Origin of the sequence: Flavobacterium terrisoli, assembly GCF_030167905.1 — a bacterium.
Classification (GTDB): Bacteria; Bacteroidota; Bacteroidia; order Flavobacteriales; family Flavobacteriaceae; genus Flavobacterium; species Flavobacterium terrisoli.
This window is the reverse complement of sequence record NZ_JARGNA010000002.1, coordinates 135,328-151,082: the sequence shown is the minus strand read 5'-3', so window position 1 is coordinate 151,082 and position 15,755 is coordinate 135,328. Positions and strand designations below refer to the sequence as shown.

Below are 15,755 nucleotides of genomic sequence, written 5' to 3'. Positions count from 1 at the left end.
ATAAACTTCTTTAAATCAATTAATTTTCCAATTGTAGCTTGTTTTCCCACAGCCACACCTAATTGTTTTTAAAACCGGCTCATAATTTTTTAGTGATACTTTGGGTCTTTTGCAATCTGTTTCTTGGCAATAAAATATTTTTTCAAACTCTATAATATCTGACCAGATAGCTCTTAAATCTCCAATTTTTGAGTCAAGTTTATTATCATGTGATAATGTATTCCCGATTTGAGCAGAATTCTCTATTCTATCAATTACTGGAAAACTAACGAGTAAATCTTTATTTGCAATTTTTATTGTGGATTTTAAACTGGTAATTAATTCATAACACATTCTATGTTCATTAATTTCATTGAATTTAAAAACCACTTTGGTTTCTGTATTTAAAGCAATATCCTTTAATTTTTGCTCCATATATCTTCTAATTGGATTCCCCATATTATTAGATACTCCTTGAGATAAATTATGTTCTATGAAATCTTTTAATTCACTTGGTGTTTCGTCAAAATGAGTTCCTTTGTCCTCCGACCATTTTATTTCATTAATATACCAACCGTTCTTTTTTGCCAAAGGTTTAATCATATTGTCAAACCATTCTCTTTCATGCGTTAATACAATAAATTGATAGTCATTAAATTTTTCGATAATCAGATCTGCAAACTTTTTTCTGTGAGTTGAATCAAAACTTGAAATAACATCATCAAGGACTACAAACTTACTTTCTTTATTAAATGCAATTACTGACGCTAAAAAGAATGATAATCCAAAACAATTGAGATGTGATTCACTAAAATATTTTTGAGGTGGAGACACCCAATTTCCTTCATACTTGTATTCAATGGTCAAACCATTTAATTCATCGTCTTCACCAATTGTTACAATTTTTAATTCTTGAAAAGGTTCATTCGGATTCATAAATTGGTAAAATTCATTTATTTTTCCGGAAAATGTAGTGATGAAGTTTTCAAGTCCTTCCTTTTGCTTTTTTATAAATTCATCGTATATTATTTTCAATGAATTTTGTTGATTTTCAAGAATGCTTTTTTGTTTTTCAATTAAACGAATATTCAAAAAAGCTTCTTTAGAAGATGAAATTTCATTGTAAAGTATAGTTGAATTGTTTTTTAGTGCTTCTTTTATTTTAGTTATTCTTTCCGAAATTTTCGCCTGAAAATTGAAATCGTCTTCAATTAGATTAATTTTTTCTGGTTCAGATATTTTTTCTCCAGAAGTTACTTTAATTGTACTAGCAGTTTGGAAAGCACCTATTTTATCTTTGATTTTCTGAATTTCAATTTTTAATGCTTCATTTTCATTACTGTTTATATCTGGATTCTGTAATAAGGTATCTATTCTTTTGGTTCTTTCCAATGTAATTTCAGAAACTAAAGTTTTGGATTTATTAAAATCATTTAGCTTCTTTGAAGATTCCTCAATTTCCTCTAATCTTTTACTTATTTCAGATTGTAACTCTTCAATATTCTTAGGTTGCAAGCATAAAGGACAACTATCTTCTTTATGATATTTTGTGATGACGTTTTTACCAGAATTGAGTAATTCTTTGAAAAATGTTTGCATAATGCTTTGTACATCCAATGCAATTTTTTCAAATTCCAGATAGTACTTGCCATATTCTGAATTAATAAATCCAATTTCAGATTTTAATAGATTCAAGTTATTTTGAATATTTTCTAAAAAAGCTAATTCTAAATTGAGTTTATTGTTTTCTGGACTAGTAAGGTGAGTTAATACTTTATCAATATCCTCTAAAGCTTTTATTTCAAAACCAATATTTAATGGTTTAATTTTTTCATTGAGCTTATCAATGAAATTTTGTTCTTGACTTATTGAAGCTCCAATTTTTTCAATTAAGATTCTTTGCAAATTGCTTTTTTGACCTTCAAAATTTTGCTTTGTTATTTCTGATTTAATTGCATTATAGCATTTTTGTAAAACTTCTTTCTTTTTAGATACTTCTGAGAAGCCAATAATTTCAGAAAGATATTTTAGTTTTTCCGTCTTCGTATTGTCAACAAAATTGGTTAAATTTTTAAACCTTAAAATGAGGTTTTCATTTTTTGTATTGGTATAGAATTTGGTGAAATCTTCGGATGTATTATTAAAATCAGCAACTAGTTTTGTTTTTTTATAATAAATGTTTTTTGTTGCATCAACTTTATTGTTTGTAAAAGACAGGGATACTTCGGATGTTATAGAGTCATCAATCTTTGCATTTCTTAGAGCTTCTTTTAAATCTATCTCAAGACTGTTTAAATGCTCTACTTTATCAGTAAAAAACCATTCCAATGAATCTGAAATGCTGCTTTTCCCTGTTCCATTGTCGCCATACAATAGGGCAGACTTTCCATTTAAAGGAAGTCTTAATGTATCTTTTGTTCCTCGAATCCCCTTTAAATTAATTTCATTAATCTTTGTTGCCATCTTGCTCTCTTAATTTTTGAAGTTCGTTTTTCACATTTATATCGGTCAATTTCCCCTCTTTATAAAGTGTTGCTAACATCTTTGCAATATTTGCATCAACGCCTTTAATTTCTTCAATTGAATTGAAAAAATCATTAACTATCTCTTCACCTGATTTTACATTCTCTTCCATACTTTTTTATTTAAAATATTTCCAATCTATTTTTAAATTACCTGACTGCTTTTTGTCTAAAACTGTTAGTCCAGTTTTATTATTGCAAATAGGGTAAACACCATAATTTTCAACAAAGTTTGAGATAAAATGGCTTTCCAAGTCCTCAATTCTGAATTTCCATACATTTTGCAATATTTCAAAATTTATGTAGGTAAAATATAATGGTTCTATTCTTCTATAATTTGTTAAACCAATGTTCTTCGATTTACCATCAAAATGACTAAGTAATCTACTCCCGATGCTGTTAGTTTTTCTTTCGCTCATGCCAATATATAATAATTTGGATTTTGCAAAAGGGTATTGAATATCAATTGATTCACTAAATATGAAATATAAGCCAGCTAAACCATTTAAAGGTCTAATATTAGATGCTTCAAATTTTTTTGGTTCATCGAAATAAATTGTAATTTCATTTTCCATACTTAATGCTTGAAGGAAATTAAAGCTTTCATAATTTCTCCTCTTTTATAATAAACACGATTACCAATACCGTAGGCTGTAATCTTTCCTTTTTTTGTCCAACTCCATAAAGTTGTCAACTCAACTTTTAAAATCTTTGCAGTTTCAGTTCTTGTTAGTAATTCCTCATTGTTTTGACTAGAAATAAGGGTTGCAATCCTCATTTCTAACTTAGCAACTAATTTTTCCGAAATGATTTCCGTTAACTCTTCAACGGAAACATTTTCAATCTGTATTATCTCTTTTTTAATCATTATCTTAAATTGTAATTAAAAGATTCTGAAAATATCAGAAGTCAAACTTTAATAACTTAGCGTTAATTATTTTTAATTTCAAATCTTCGCTAAATTCATCTTCATAAATAAATGAAGATATAATTTCAAATAACAAATCTCTATCTATTATATTATCAGCTACATCAACAGCAATATTTTCAATTTCCCTCATAAATCGACCTACTATGAAACCTAAACCATTTATTTGAAAAAAGTAAGCAGTTAGAATAATTGAAGACCTTTTATTTCCATCATTAAATGTGTGGTTTTTATTCAGAGCATAGAAAAGGTAGGTTGCTTTTTCCTCAATAGTTGGGTAATAATCATCGCTTTTGACAAAATCTAAAGTTGCCTCTAAATGACCTCTATCTTTTATGCCTTGTAATCCACCTGAGTGTTGGATTATATAATCATGTTGATTAATAGCATGTTCAATATCAAAATATAAATATGCCATTTATCGGTTTTTTAAGCGTTTAAAAACATCAATATTTTCATCTATTCTTTCCTCAATAGTTTTACTTTTTTCTCCTAAAAATCTATCGAAATCAGATTTTGAGACACTATCAATATAATGTTCTAGGTTTTCATGTAAAACTCTCCTGAAACCATAATCTCTACTTGCCATTTTGGTTCTTGCATCTTCAATTAATGGTTTGTATAATGGATGTTTTGAAAAACTTTCTAACAAAGTGTTCATTTCATCTTTAGTAAGTTTTCTGTTTAAGTCATTAGAAAGTCTTTCCATTTCATGAGCCAAACCAGTTTCATAAGATGCAATAAGCTTTAATATTTCTGCATACATTGTATCTCGAACATTTTCTGTTTCTTCAAGATTTAATATTCTTTTGTATTCTACTGCATTTTCATAAAATATACATTTATAGATTTTGTCTGTATAGTATGAATATTTGAAATTTCCTAAATCTAAATACTTATTCAAAGCATTAGTAAACTCTTTTCTGTAATAAGGCTCTTTAAGAATAGAGTTTAAAAAGTCTTCATCTCTTTGATTGATGTATTTAGTTGACCCACCTGATTTATAATTTAAGCTATCAATTACAATGTCTAGGATTTTACTTCTAATGGCTTTTGCCATTTCGCTTTCAACTAATAACATTCCTAAATTTAGAAATGCCCTAAAGTTAAATAGCCCCAATTGTGGAGTTTTACTAGACAGGTTCGTTACTCCACCAAATTGTTCCTTAAATTCTTTTAATGCTTTTCCTTTAATAACTACATAACCATTATGTTTTAGTTCATTTTCATTACCTTCTAAATACCTGTCTATTGTTGCAGTGTCTATTTGATAGAACTCTGAAATTTGATTTTTGGTAAATCTATATTCATCTTTAAAGAGCATACCTGAAATACCTAGATGCTCTTGTATAGTATCTAGTACTTCATTATTGTTTAAAATGTTCTGTCTGTCAATGTTTGACGCTGTCAAATCTTTCATATAACCAAAATTTGTTTATAACTTTATTATGTTTACCGCATTAATGAGGCGAACATCACTTCTTTCTCTCTTAATCTATTGATATATATAGCTTTCTTTATTTATTATTTATTTAATATATATCTAATATGTCTAATATATCTATCTAATATATCTTTAATCTATTTAATATATCTATCTAATATATCTTTAATCTATCTATCTATCTATCTATCTATCTATCTATCTATCTAATCTATCTTTAATCTATCTAATGTATTAAAACTACTCTTTAGATATCTTCTTCTTTAAACTATACATAACTATTACAGAATTCTGAAATATAGGCATTGCAAATAGTTAAGGATTTTAAACTCTAAAAATACTAAAGAATAGTATTATATAAATGGATTTTGTCTTTAATTTTTAACAGTTTGAAAAGTACATTGAGTGTGTTTGCAAAACGTATTGATGCTATTGCAATTGTATTGCAATGATTAATGTGTTGGATTGCAATGCCTATTGTGAAATTGCAATTATATATAATATAGCGTTGCAACGCTAGACTATGCCGTTTACTATAGTTTATAGATGTATTTTAATCCCATAACATAGCACTTCAACGCTATTTCAACGCTACCGTTGAAAAGCGCATTAACGCTTTTGCAACGCTAACAATGCAATTTCTAAATTATTTAAAAAAATACATTCTCTAACCCCTGAAAACAGTGTGCTCCAACGCTATTGCAACGCTAAAAAGTAATATAATATTAATAATAGTGAATCTCAAATATAGCCATACTTGCAAGTATGGTTTACAAGCTTGCAAGTATGACTAAGGCTACTTTAATAAATTTGAATAATCCTCAGGAAGTTCAGCATCAATGTCTCTTAAATATTTTTCTAATGCAGACATTGTAGAATGCCCTGTGATAAGCATCAATTTACTTTTAGTTTCAAACTGTGAGCTACTTTTACGCATTTCTCTATACAATTTAGTAATGAAAGTATGCCTGAAACTATACATTCCGTAATCTTTGTTGAGATTAAAATGTGTTTTTACAACTTCTTTAAATCGTTTTGAGAAGTAATCTCTTTTATTGTTTGGTTCTGTAATCCAGTCTTGACCGAAACCAGTAGGAGTGAAGAGGAAACTATCGGGATTGCATTTAGATAAATCGGGTAAATCATTAATCAATATTTCGGGGATGATTTTGATTTTAACAGCCTTATTTTTAGTTCTCAAATAAATCCTTTTGCCAATTAAATCAATGTCTTTAATCTTCAACTCACAAACTTCTATTGGTCGTAAAAAGTTGTAGGAAACAAATTTTATGAATAGTAAAAGTATCTGGTCGTTTTTTTCAAGAAAAGAATAAATGTCTTTTTGCATTTCAGAGGTATAAGTTTTATTCCTCTCTGGATTGGATTTTAAAACATTTATTTTTTTAGCTATGTTATCTGTAATTATTTCATTGTCCTCTAACACTTGAAATAGTGAACTAAGGTCTGCTCTTGTATTATTTCTATTTCTAGCACTCGAATTAATCAGTACTTCATTCAAATAATCATTCATAACCTTTTTGGTTATGTCAGTTATAGGCTTATTTTCATCTAATGCCTTTCTAAACTTTCTAATTCTCAATTCAAAGTTTTTAAATGAAGTATCTCTAATTGTGTTTTTTTTGATATTTAAAGCAAATTCAAAGGCTTCTTTGATTGATAGAATTTCGGGTATTGGAATATTTGTAGAAGGTTTTGCAATACTAGTATTGCAATGCTCAGAATTGCCAGTTTGTATTTTGTTAAAGAATTGCTCTATATCATTATTACCGTACGGAATCAATTCTTCACTTTCGAGAAGAAACTCAAGTCCACTTCTCATGGTATTTAGGTATGCAATCCTTTCATTTTTTGTTTTTAGCTTATTTGCATCACCTTTTATATTAGGCATTCTTTTGAGTTTGCCTGTCTTTTCATCTCTACAACTGTAGTAAATATACCAACTTTTGGCTAGGGCTTTTTCTTTTTCTTCTTTACTAAGTTTATTCCATTGCAAAACATCTACACCACCGGTAAATATTTTTGGAGAAGAAAAGTTCTTTTTTTTCAACAGTTTAGTGTAGTAAATGGTTTTGAAATCGTGTACTAAATCGTGTACTCTCTGTAAATTTAAAAAAATTTTGGACATAAAAAAACGGTTTAGAGTACACTAAACCGTTGATTTTCCTATTTTTAAATTTTGTAGCGAGAGGGAGATTTGAACTCCCGACCTCAGGGTTATGAATCCTGCGCTCTAACCGACTGAGCTACCTCGCCATGATGAAGCATTCCCTGAATGCGGGTGCAAATATAAAATTAAAATTATTGGCTGCAAACTAATATTAGTTATTTTTTTTATTTTCAAAAAACGTTTTTTTTTTGATTTTATATTCTATATATTTCCAAAAAATTTGTTCACATCATGGATAGTAAAATACGTTATGAGCTTGAGTTTCCTTTGAATTCTTCACCTCAATTATTGTATCAATATATTTCAACTCCTTCAGGATTGCAGGAATGGTTTGCAGATAATGTGAATTCCAGAGGTGAATTCTTTACCTTTATTTGGGATGATGTCGAGGAAAATGCCAGGCTGGCATCTAAAAAAACAGGAGAGAAAGTAAAGTTTAAATGGGTCGATGACAATAAAAAAGATACCGATTATTACTTTGAATTGAGAATTCTGGAAGATGAAATCACCAAAGATGTATCATTAATGGTCGTTGATTATGCCATAGAAGACGAATTGGAAGAGTCTAAACTTTTATGGGAAAATCAGGTGTCCGACTTAAAACATGTGATTGGTTCTATATAAAATCATCTTTTTTAAAGTTATATTTGTCCCGTTTTTTAACGGGATTTTTTTATGATAAATTTTAATGGGGATATACAGGACTCTGAATTGCAATTAACGGTTTCCAATCGGTCATTTCTTTACGGTGACGGCGTTTTTGAAACCTTAAAAGTGGTTGATAACAAGATTTTATTCTTTGAAGATCATTATTTCAGGTTGTTGGCCTCGATGAGAATTATCAGAATGCAAATCCCTATGTCGTTTACTTTTGAGTATCTGGAGAGTCAGATTTTGGGCCTGGTAAACCAGCAAAACATACAAGATTCTGCTCGTGTAAGACTGACCGTTTTTAGAAACGAAGGCGGTTTTTATTCACCTACAGACAATTCGGTTTCCTTTGTTATTCAGGCCAATGCGTTGCAGAATAAAGTATATTCGATTGCAGATAAATCTTTCGAAGTCGATTTGTATAAAGACTTTGTAGTCACCAAACAATTGCTTTCCACGCTGAAAACCAACAATAAAATCATCCAGATTACCGCCAGTATTTTTGCTCAGGAGAATCAACTGGATTCCTGTCTGCTCATCAATGAAGACAAAAATGTCATAGAAGCGACCAATGGAAATCTGTTTATGCTGATGAACAATCAGCTGGTAACTCCGCCAATTGCAGAAGGATGCCTGAATGGTATTATGAGAAAACAAATCCTGAAATTAGCGAAGGATGTTGAGGGTATTGAGTTGATAGAAAAGGAAATTTCGCCTTTTGACCTTCAGAAAGCGGATGAATTGTTTATTACAAATGTGATTATGGGAATCCAGCCGATAACAAAATACCGTAAAAAGGAATTTGAAGCCAAATTGTCTAACGAATTGTTGGAAAAACTAAATCAGGCGATAGCCGTTTAGTTTAAGATAGGATTTTCAGGGGCGTTCGACCAGATAAGGTATTCGCCGCCCAATTCAATGATTTTTTCTTTCCAGAAGTGAACCGAAGCTTTGCCTAAAATTTTATTTTCATAAACATTTTTGGTCAATATCCAGGAGCTGGACTGCATTTCGGTTTCCAATTGTTCCGAATCCCAACCGGTATATCCCAAAAAGAAACGAATGTTTTTCTTCTTGAGTAATCCTTTATTGATTAGGTCTTTGGTCAATTCAAAATCGCCACCCCAAAAAATACCGCTAGATATTTCAATGCTGTTTGGAATCAAATGAGGAACATTGTGGATGAAGTATAAATTGTCCTGTTCCACCGGACCGCCATTGTAGATTTTAAATTTGGCATCAATTTCCGGAAGTAAATCTTTGATGGTGTATTTCAGCGGTTTATTCAAAATAAAACCCACCGAACCTTCATCATTATGATCAGCCAACAAAATTACAGATCTGTTAAAAGACAAATCGCCAATAATAGATGGTTCAGCTATTAATAATTGACCTTTTTGTAATTTTTCCGAAATCATTTTTCAGCTAATTTTTATTAAAACTAAGAAAAAGGATTTAAAAAAGCTAATTTTTTTGGTCTAAAAACAAAAAAACCACATCAAACGATGTGGTTTTTGTATATCAGAAGAACTAATTAATTAGTTTACTGCTCCGTCTAATTCAGCACCAGCTTTGAATTTAACTACATTTTTAGCAGCGATTTTGATAGTTTTTCCTGTTTGAGGATTTCTTCCGTCTCTTGCAGCTCTTTTAGATACTGACCAAGAACCGAAACCTACTAAAGATACTCTTCCACCTTTTTTCAAAGTACCACCTACATTTCCTAAAAATGATTCTAAAGCTAATTTTGCAGCAGCTTTTGTGATTCCAGCGTCAGCTGCAATTGCATCGATTAATTCTGATTTGTTCATAATGTTAGTTATTAATTGTTGGTTAAACATTTTGTTAATGATAACAAATTTAATAGGAATTCCTTACTGTGCAAGCGTTTTCGGGTTTTTTTCAAAAATTTGTTGATAACTTCGGCCATTTGTTGATAAACCTGAGCATTTCATCGATTATTTCAATCCAAAAACGCTCGAGACCTTATTCTGCTTGCGCTCTTTCGGAAAACGTAACGCCATTTAACAACTCGTGAGCCTGCATTTTTTTCTTCCCCGGAAGTTGCAGACTTAGGATTTGTATATAACCATCTTTTACCGCAACTTTAATTTCTTTTTTGGTGGTGATAATTTGGCCAACAGAAAACGGATGAGACTCTGAAATGACTTTTGCCTCATACAATTTGACATTCCATTCTTCACCGTTGTCCTTAAAGAAACACCAAGCCGAAGGATAAGGAGACAAACCGCGAATTAAGTTATGAATCTCCGCTGCCGATTTGGTCCAGTCTACTTTGCAGTTTTCCCTATTGAGTTTATATGCGGTTTTGATTTCTGAATTATCGATTTGAATGGTTGTCGTGACATTTCCCTTTTCAATCAAAGCCAAAGTGTCAACGACAGCTTCGCTTCCCAAAACCATCAATCTGTCGTGTAATTCGCCTGCATTTTCCTCAGGATTGATTCCTATTTCCTGATTCAGGATCATCGCGCCGGTATCTATCTTATCTTCAATAAAGAAAGTAGTCACACCGGTTTTGGTTTCGCCATTGATAATCGCCCAGTTAATAGGAGCAGCACCGCGATAGTTAGGTAACAACGAAGCGTGAAGGTTAAAGGTGCCCAATTTTGGCATACGCCAAACGACTTCCGGCAACATCCTAAACGCCACCACAACTTGTAAATTGGCATTCAAACTTTGCAATTCGGCTAAAAAAGCCTCGTCTTTTAAATTGGATGGCTGCAACAATCTTAGGTTGTGTTCCAAAGCATATTCTTTCACTGCCGAATATTTGATTTTTTGGCCACGACCGGCTGGTTTGTCAACCGCTGTGATCACGCCAACCACTTCATAATTATTTTTGATAATGGTGTCCAAAATGCCAACGGCAAATTCGGGCGTTCCCATGAAAACGATACGTAACTTTTCCATTTCTATTTTAAGGAATATAAATTATTCGATTTGATGCTGATGGTTTTGTCTTCCAACAACTTTTGCAGTGCAAAGATAACATCGTCTTTTGGAAATTTGGTCAGCTTTTGAATATCTCTCGAATTGAAATCCTGCATTTTCAATAATTCAACAATTTTCTCGGAAACAGTATTCGGGTTTTGTGGCTGCCTATTTTTAGTAATACAATAGGAGCAAATGCCACAATTCGTTTTTAGGCTTTCGCCAAAATATTGCATCAGCAATTTATTCTTGCAGGTTTTGGTGTCCTTACTATATAATAGGACAGCCTGAAGTTGCTCTGTTTTTAATTTGTTTTGCGCTTCCAGGTATTTCGAAACGCGGTTAATCGTTCTGTCATCTTCACGAACTTCGTTCAACGTAATTGTAGCGTCATTGTTTTTGGCAGTCAAATCAATGATGTTTTTGGCTGCCAGTTTTTGTAAAAGCGACAACACAGCATTCTCTGTATGATTTGATTTTTTGGCAATCAATTGCAGATTGAAAGCGGTTTGCATATCATAAATTCCGGGATAAGTGCGCAGCATCGTCAAAATGATTTCCTCGTCATTCGGATTCAGGCTCATATAACGTATCACTTCTTTGGATGGAATGATGAACTGCAACGTAATTTTCTCTGAGAATTCCTGTGACAAAGTGATAATGCCTTGTCGGTCGAGAAACTGCAAAGCGTTATAAGTCTTTAAGGTTGGAAAATTGTATTTGGTGCAAAAATGATTCAGGTTGAAACTAAACTGCTCATCAATGCCTTCGCCATAAGCAATTTGGAAATAATTGCACAATTTGGAAAACACCAGATTCAAAAAAGCCTTATCGGGCAAAACCCTGAGAAATTGGGCTTCGGCATGCAAAACATCAGACGGATTGTTCAGCAAAACGGCAAAGGCTTTTTCTCCATTACGACCGGCGCGACCCGATTCCTGGTAATAATTCTCCAGATTCTGCGGCAAATGCAAATGAATTATCGTTTTGACATTCGATTTATCAATGCCCATTCCGAAAGCATTTGTGGCAACCATCACCTGAACGGTTTCATCCATCCAGAGTTTCATGTGTTTTTCTTTGTCTTTGGAAGACAAACCGCCGTGATAAAATGTAGCGGTAAAACCAAGGCTTTCTAATTGGTGGACGGTTTCGTTGCACGCTTTCCTGTTGGTCACATATATAATCGAAGGTTGCGGATTCTTGTGCAGAATCTGCTGCAGCAAATGCAACTTGTCTTCGGTTTCAAAAACCATATAGGCGATATTGTCGCGGTAAAATGATTTCGAGAAAACCTGTGGATTGTTTAATTTTAATTGGGTGATAATATCTTCTTTCACTCTTATTGTAGCCGAAGCGGTCAAAGCCAAAAACGGCACTTTCGGAAAGAATTCCTTGAGCTGTACAATTTTTAAATACGCCGGACGGAAATCATGACCCCATTGCGACACACAATGGGCTTCGTCAATGGCAATAAGATTGATTGGGAGATTTTTGATGCGTTCCAAAATCCAGTCGTTTTGCAAACGTTCCGGAGAAAGATACAGAAATTTGTAATTTCCATACTGACAGTTGTCCAACAAATCGATAATCTCATCCTGATGGATGCCTCCGGTCAATGCGATGGCTTTAATGCCTTTGTTTTGCAAATTCTGAACTTGGTCACGCATCAGCGCAATTAATGGCGAAATCACCAGACAAATGCCTTCCATCATCATACCCGGAACCTGAAAACAAATCGATTTTCCACCGCCGGTCGGCATCAGTGCAAAAGTATCTTTGCCTTCCAGTACAGATGCAATAATAGCTTCCTGAGGTTCACGAAAAGCATCGTGTTTCCAGTATTTGTTTAGGATTTCTAAGGCTGTATTCAAATTGTGAATTATCAATTGTGAATGGTGAATTATAAACTAATTCAAATGTATAAAAAAGAATTGGGTTGCAGTTACAACAAAAGTGTATTAAGAAAGCTGATTAAAGATGAACTGGATTCGCTCTTCAATGGTTCCGCAAGGCACTTCAATCAATTGGTAACCATATTTTTCATAGGTTTCTATCAAATGATCAAAGATGAGTTTGGCCTGTTCGAAGTTTTCATAACGCGCTTCATCGCTTTCGTAAATTTCTTCCCATGGCGGAAGGACAAAAATTTTGGAATACTGGTGCTCTCGGCAGGCATGGTCAAAAAAAGCAGGATAACTGTCGCCAATATAATGCATATAGGCTAAAATATCTGGAATGCCACGATCCATAAACACGATTTCAGACTGGTCAACCATCGCTTGCTGGTGTTGCTTTCTTCTGCCTTCCAATAATAATTCACTGAAAAGTAAAGGCTTTTCCAAAAACAATTGTTCGATGCCTTGTTTTTTGGCTTCCAAAGTAACCTGTCTTGAAATTTCAGGAAAACACGCATGACCTTGCTCGATAAGTGCATCGATTATTGTGGTTTTTCCCGTACCCGGGCCACCGGTTATGACTATGAGTTCCTTTTTCAAAATTTTGGAAATAAGGGGCAAATTTATTGAAACAAATTAGAATATAGAAAGTGTTTGCGCTTTTTATTTTTTGACTGAAAAATTAATTTTTTTAAATCCTATAATCCTAATTCCAAAATCTGAAATCAATACTGTATATTTGCTTTTATTTTTAGATTAATGGATAAGAAAACCCAAGAATTTTATACCCGATTACGAGAAGAGTTGAACAATACTTCAACATGGCCTAGCGAATATTTGTATAAATTTATCGTCCCGACAGATCCTAAAAAAATTGAAGAAGTAGAGAATGCTTTTGATAACTTAGGTGCCGTTATACAAACAACCCAATCCAAAACCGGTAAATACACCAGTCTTTCTGTCAACGTTACGATGGAAAACCCGGAAAGTGTAGTGGAGAAATACATAGAAGTTTCTAATATAGAAGGAATAATTTCATTATAATGGCTGAGAAATATATAAAAGAGAATGCCAATGATGTGGTACACCATTTGGAATACAATGCCGAAAGAGTGCATTTGATTATTCCGGAGTATGGCCGTCATTTGCAAAAATTGATTGATCAGGCAACCTTAATCGCAGATAGGGAAGAGCGCAACAAAGCAGCCAAATACATCATTCAGGTGATGGGAAGTTTGAATCCGCATTTGCGTGATGTGCCCGATTTTCAGCACAAACTATGGGATCAGATTTTTATCATGTCCGATTTTAAGTTGGATGTAGATTCACCTTATCCGATTCCCACACGTGAGGTAATCAATTTGAAACCGGAGCGTTTGCCTTACCCACAAAAAAACCCAAAATACCGTTTTTATGGCAACAACATCAAGTACATGATTGATGTAGCCAACAGTTGGGAAGACGGAGAAATGAAAAATGCTTTGGTTAAAGTAATCGCCAACCACATGAAGAAATCTTATTTGAGTTGGAACAAAGACACTGTAACCGATACCGTGATTTTTGAGCATTTATATGAATTGTCGGCAGGCAAACTGAATTTATTGCAAAGCAGCGAAGAATTGTTGAATACTAACGATTTGATGCGTACCAATAAAAAAATGTCGAACAAAAATATGCCGCCGCAAAACAACAACAAAATCAAGAGCAACAATAAGAACGGAAAGAAACCGTTTCAGAAAAATAACAACAACAATCAGAAATAGTTATGAGTTATGAGTTATAAGTTATGAATTCAATTTCTTAACAGCCAAAACTCATAATTCATAATTTATAATTCATAATTATAAAGAATGGGAACTTTTAAAATTGAAGGTGGAATTTCACTAAAAGGAGATGTACAACCACAAGGCGCAAAAAATGAAGCATTGCAAGTTTTGTGTCCGGCATTATTAACTTCAGAAAAAGTTAGAGTCACCAATATTCCGGATATTATTGACGTTAATAAACTAATCGTTTTATTAGGAAATTTGGGCGTTAAAATTCAAAAAAACGGCGTTGGTGATTATACTTTTCAAGCCGATGAAGTCAATATTGATTATTTAAAAACAGAAGCCTTTAAAAAAGAAGGCGGCAGTTTAAGAGGTTCGATTATGATTGTTGGACCGCTTTTAGCCCGATTTGGTTGTGGATATATTCCAAAGCCAGGTGGAGACAAAATTGGTAGAAGAAGATTAGATACACACTTTGAAGGTTTTATTAATCTTGGAGCGAAATTCCGTTATGAAAGAGAAGACCATTTCTATGGCGTAGAAACCAAAACCCGTTTGAAAGGCGCACACATGTTATTGGACGAAGCTTCGGTAACCGGAACAGCCAATATCGTTATGGCGGCTGTTTTAGCAGAAGGGACAACGACTATATATAACGCAGCCTGCGAACCTTATTTGCAACAATTGTGTAAAATGTTGAATTCAATGGGTGCCAAAATCACCGGAGTTGGTTCTAATTTGTTGACGATTGAAGGTGTTGAAAAATTAGGCGGTTGCGAACACAGAATCCTTCCGGATATGATTGAAATTGGTTCCTGGATTGGATTGGCAGCCATGACACGCAGTGAAATTACCATTAAAAATGTAAGCTGGGAAAACTTAGGGGTTATTCCAAGTGTGTTTAGAAAGTTGGGAATCACCTTAGAAAGAAAAGGAGATGATATCTACATTCCGGCGCATACCAAGGGTTATACCGTGAAAACCGATATCGATGGGTCAATTTTAACCATTGCCGATGCACCATGGCCAGGATTTACACCGGATTTGTTGAGCATCGTTTTGGTGGTAGCTACCCAAGCCAATGGAGATGTTTTAATCCACCAAAAAATGTTTGAAAGCCGTTTGTTCTTTGTGGACAAATTAATCGATATGGGTGCCAAAATCATGCTTTGTGATCCACACCGAGCTGTAGTTATGGGACACAATTTCCAATCGCAATTAAAAGCAACCGTAATGTCTTCACCGGACATTCGTGCGGGAATCTCCTTGTTGATTGCGGCGCTTTCAGCCAAAGGAACTTCAACCATTCAAAACATTGAACAAATTGACAGAGGTTACGAACGCATTGACGAAAGGCTTCGTGCGTTGGGAGCTAATATTGTTAGAGTATAATTAGAAAGATAAAAAAGAGGCGCTGTAAG

General features: G+C 33.2%; 17 protein-coding genes and 1 tRNA gene. 5 read left to right on the top strand and 13 right to left on the bottom strand.

What is annotated here, in order from left to right; genetic code table 11:
* Window positions 1-15: 15 nt before the first annotated feature.
* From P1K33_RS02790 to P1K33_RS02755, 8 genes are all read right to left on the bottom strand, one after another.
* The gene (locus tag P1K33_RS02790) at window positions 16-2,442 is read right to left on the bottom strand and encodes an AAA family ATPase (protein ID WP_284651338.1); all 2,427 of its coding nucleotides are present in this window, start codon (window positions 2,440-2,442) and stop codon (window positions 16-18) included.
* The gene (locus P1K33_RS02785; RefSeq protein WP_284651337.1) at window positions 2,426-2,614 is read right to left on the bottom strand and encodes a hypothetical protein; all 189 of its coding nucleotides are present in this window, start codon (window positions 2,612-2,614) and stop codon (window positions 2,426-2,428) included. Before P1K33_RS02785 ends, P1K33_RS02790 begins: the two co-directional genes overlap by 17 nt.
* Before the next feature lie 6 nt (window positions 2,615-2,620).
* Window positions 2,621-3,076 (bottom strand): hypothetical protein, encoded by a 456-nt coding sequence (locus P1K33_RS02780; RefSeq protein WP_284651336.1) that lies wholly within the window; start codon window positions 3,074-3,076, stop codon window positions 2,621-2,623.
* A gap of 2 nt (window positions 3,077-3,078) precedes the next feature.
* Window positions 3,079-3,369: a helix-turn-helix domain-containing protein gene (locus tag P1K33_RS02775; RefSeq protein WP_284651335.1), complete on the bottom strand. Its 291-nt coding sequence runs from the start codon at window positions 3,367-3,369 to the stop codon at window positions 3,079-3,081.
* Window positions 3,370-3,403: 34 nt separating this feature from the next.
* Window positions 3,404-3,847, bottom strand: a complete 444-nt coding sequence (locus tag P1K33_RS02770) for a type II toxin-antitoxin system death-on-curing family toxin (protein ID WP_284651333.1) — start codon at window positions 3,845-3,847, stop codon at window positions 3,404-3,406.
* On the bottom strand, window positions 3,848-4,849 hold the full coding sequence (locus P1K33_RS02765; protein WP_284651332.1) for a DNA-binding protein: 1,002 nt from the start codon (window positions 4,847-4,849) through the stop codon (window positions 3,848-3,850).
* An 820-nt stretch (window positions 4,850-5,669) separates the two neighbouring features.
* Window positions 5,670-7,019 (bottom strand): tyrosine-type recombinase/integrase, encoded by a 1,350-nt coding sequence (locus tag P1K33_RS02760; protein WP_284651331.1) that lies wholly within the window; start codon window positions 7,017-7,019, stop codon window positions 5,670-5,672.
* 54 nt (window positions 7,020-7,073) lie between these two features.
* Window positions 7,074-7,147: transfer RNA gene (locus tag P1K33_RS02755), tRNA-Met, on the bottom strand.
* Between the two features lie 145 nt (window positions 7,148-7,292).
* On the opposite strand from P1K33_RS02755, the gene P1K33_RS02750 reads away from it, so the two are divergent.
* Both P1K33_RS02750 and P1K33_RS02745 read left to right on the top strand, forming a co-directional pair.
* Window positions 7,293-7,685, top strand: a complete 393-nt coding sequence (locus tag P1K33_RS02750; RefSeq protein ID WP_284651330.1) for an START-like domain-containing protein — start codon at window positions 7,293-7,295, stop codon at window positions 7,683-7,685.
* A 51-nt stretch (window positions 7,686-7,736) separates the two neighbouring features.
* The gene (locus tag P1K33_RS02745) at window positions 7,737-8,573 is read left to right on the top strand and encodes an aminotransferase class IV (RefSeq protein ID WP_284651329.1); all 837 of its coding nucleotides are present in this window, start codon (window positions 7,737-7,739) and stop codon (window positions 8,571-8,573) included.
* Here the strand turns inward: P1K33_RS02745 and P1K33_RS02740 are convergent.
* The 5 genes from P1K33_RS02740 to P1K33_RS02720 form a co-directional block, all read right to left on the bottom strand.
* Window positions 8,570-9,130, bottom strand: coding sequence for a YqgE/AlgH family protein (locus P1K33_RS02740; protein ID WP_284651328.1), 561 nt, complete (start codon window positions 9,128-9,130; stop codon window positions 8,570-8,572). The two genes, P1K33_RS02745 and P1K33_RS02740, sit on opposite strands and share 4 nt — an antisense overlap.
* A 120-nt stretch (window positions 9,131-9,250) precedes the next feature.
* The gene (locus tag P1K33_RS02735) at window positions 9,251-9,553 is read right to left on the bottom strand and encodes an HU family DNA-binding protein (RefSeq protein ID WP_158592531.1); all 303 of its coding nucleotides are present in this window, start codon (window positions 9,551-9,553) and stop codon (window positions 9,251-9,253) included.
* Window positions 9,554-9,698: 145 nt separating this feature from the next.
* Window positions 9,699-10,646: a methionyl-tRNA formyltransferase gene (gene fmt / locus P1K33_RS02730; RefSeq protein WP_284651327.1), complete on the bottom strand. Its 948-nt coding sequence runs from the start codon at window positions 10,644-10,646 to the stop codon at window positions 9,699-9,701.
* A 2-nt stretch (window positions 10,647-10,648) separates the two neighbouring features.
* Window positions 10,649-12,541, bottom strand: a complete 1,893-nt coding sequence (locus P1K33_RS02725) for a RecQ family ATP-dependent DNA helicase (RefSeq protein ID WP_284651326.1) — start codon at window positions 12,539-12,541, stop codon at window positions 10,649-10,651.
* Between the two features lie 87 nt (window positions 12,542-12,628).
* Window positions 12,629-13,165 (bottom strand): AAA family ATPase, encoded by a 537-nt coding sequence (locus tag P1K33_RS02720; RefSeq protein WP_284651325.1) that lies wholly within the window; start codon window positions 13,163-13,165, stop codon window positions 12,629-12,631.
* Between the two features lie 159 nt (window positions 13,166-13,324).
* On the opposite strand from P1K33_RS02720, the gene P1K33_RS02715 reads away from it, so the two are divergent.
* The 3 genes from P1K33_RS02715 to murA all read left to right on the top strand — a co-directional run bounded on the left by P1K33_RS02715 (window position 13,325) and on the right by murA (window position 15,726).
* Complete coding sequence (locus P1K33_RS02715) at window positions 13,325-13,609, top strand: DUF493 family protein (RefSeq protein WP_284651324.1); 285 nt, start codon at window positions 13,325-13,327, stop codon at window positions 13,607-13,609.
* A complete protein-coding gene (locus P1K33_RS02710; RefSeq protein WP_284651323.1) occupies window positions 13,609-14,328 on the top strand; it encodes a DUF4290 domain-containing protein in 720 nt (239 codons plus the stop codon). The genes P1K33_RS02715 and P1K33_RS02710 overlap by 1 nt, the downstream gene beginning before the upstream one ends.
* A gap of 87 nt (window positions 14,329-14,415) precedes the next feature.
* The gene (gene murA, locus P1K33_RS02705; RefSeq protein WP_284651322.1) at window positions 14,416-15,726 is read left to right on the top strand and encodes a UDP-N-acetylglucosamine 1-carboxyvinyltransferase; all 1,311 of its coding nucleotides are present in this window, start codon (window positions 14,416-14,418) and stop codon (window positions 15,724-15,726) included.
* The last annotated feature ends 29 nt before the right edge of the window (window positions 15,727-15,755 follow it).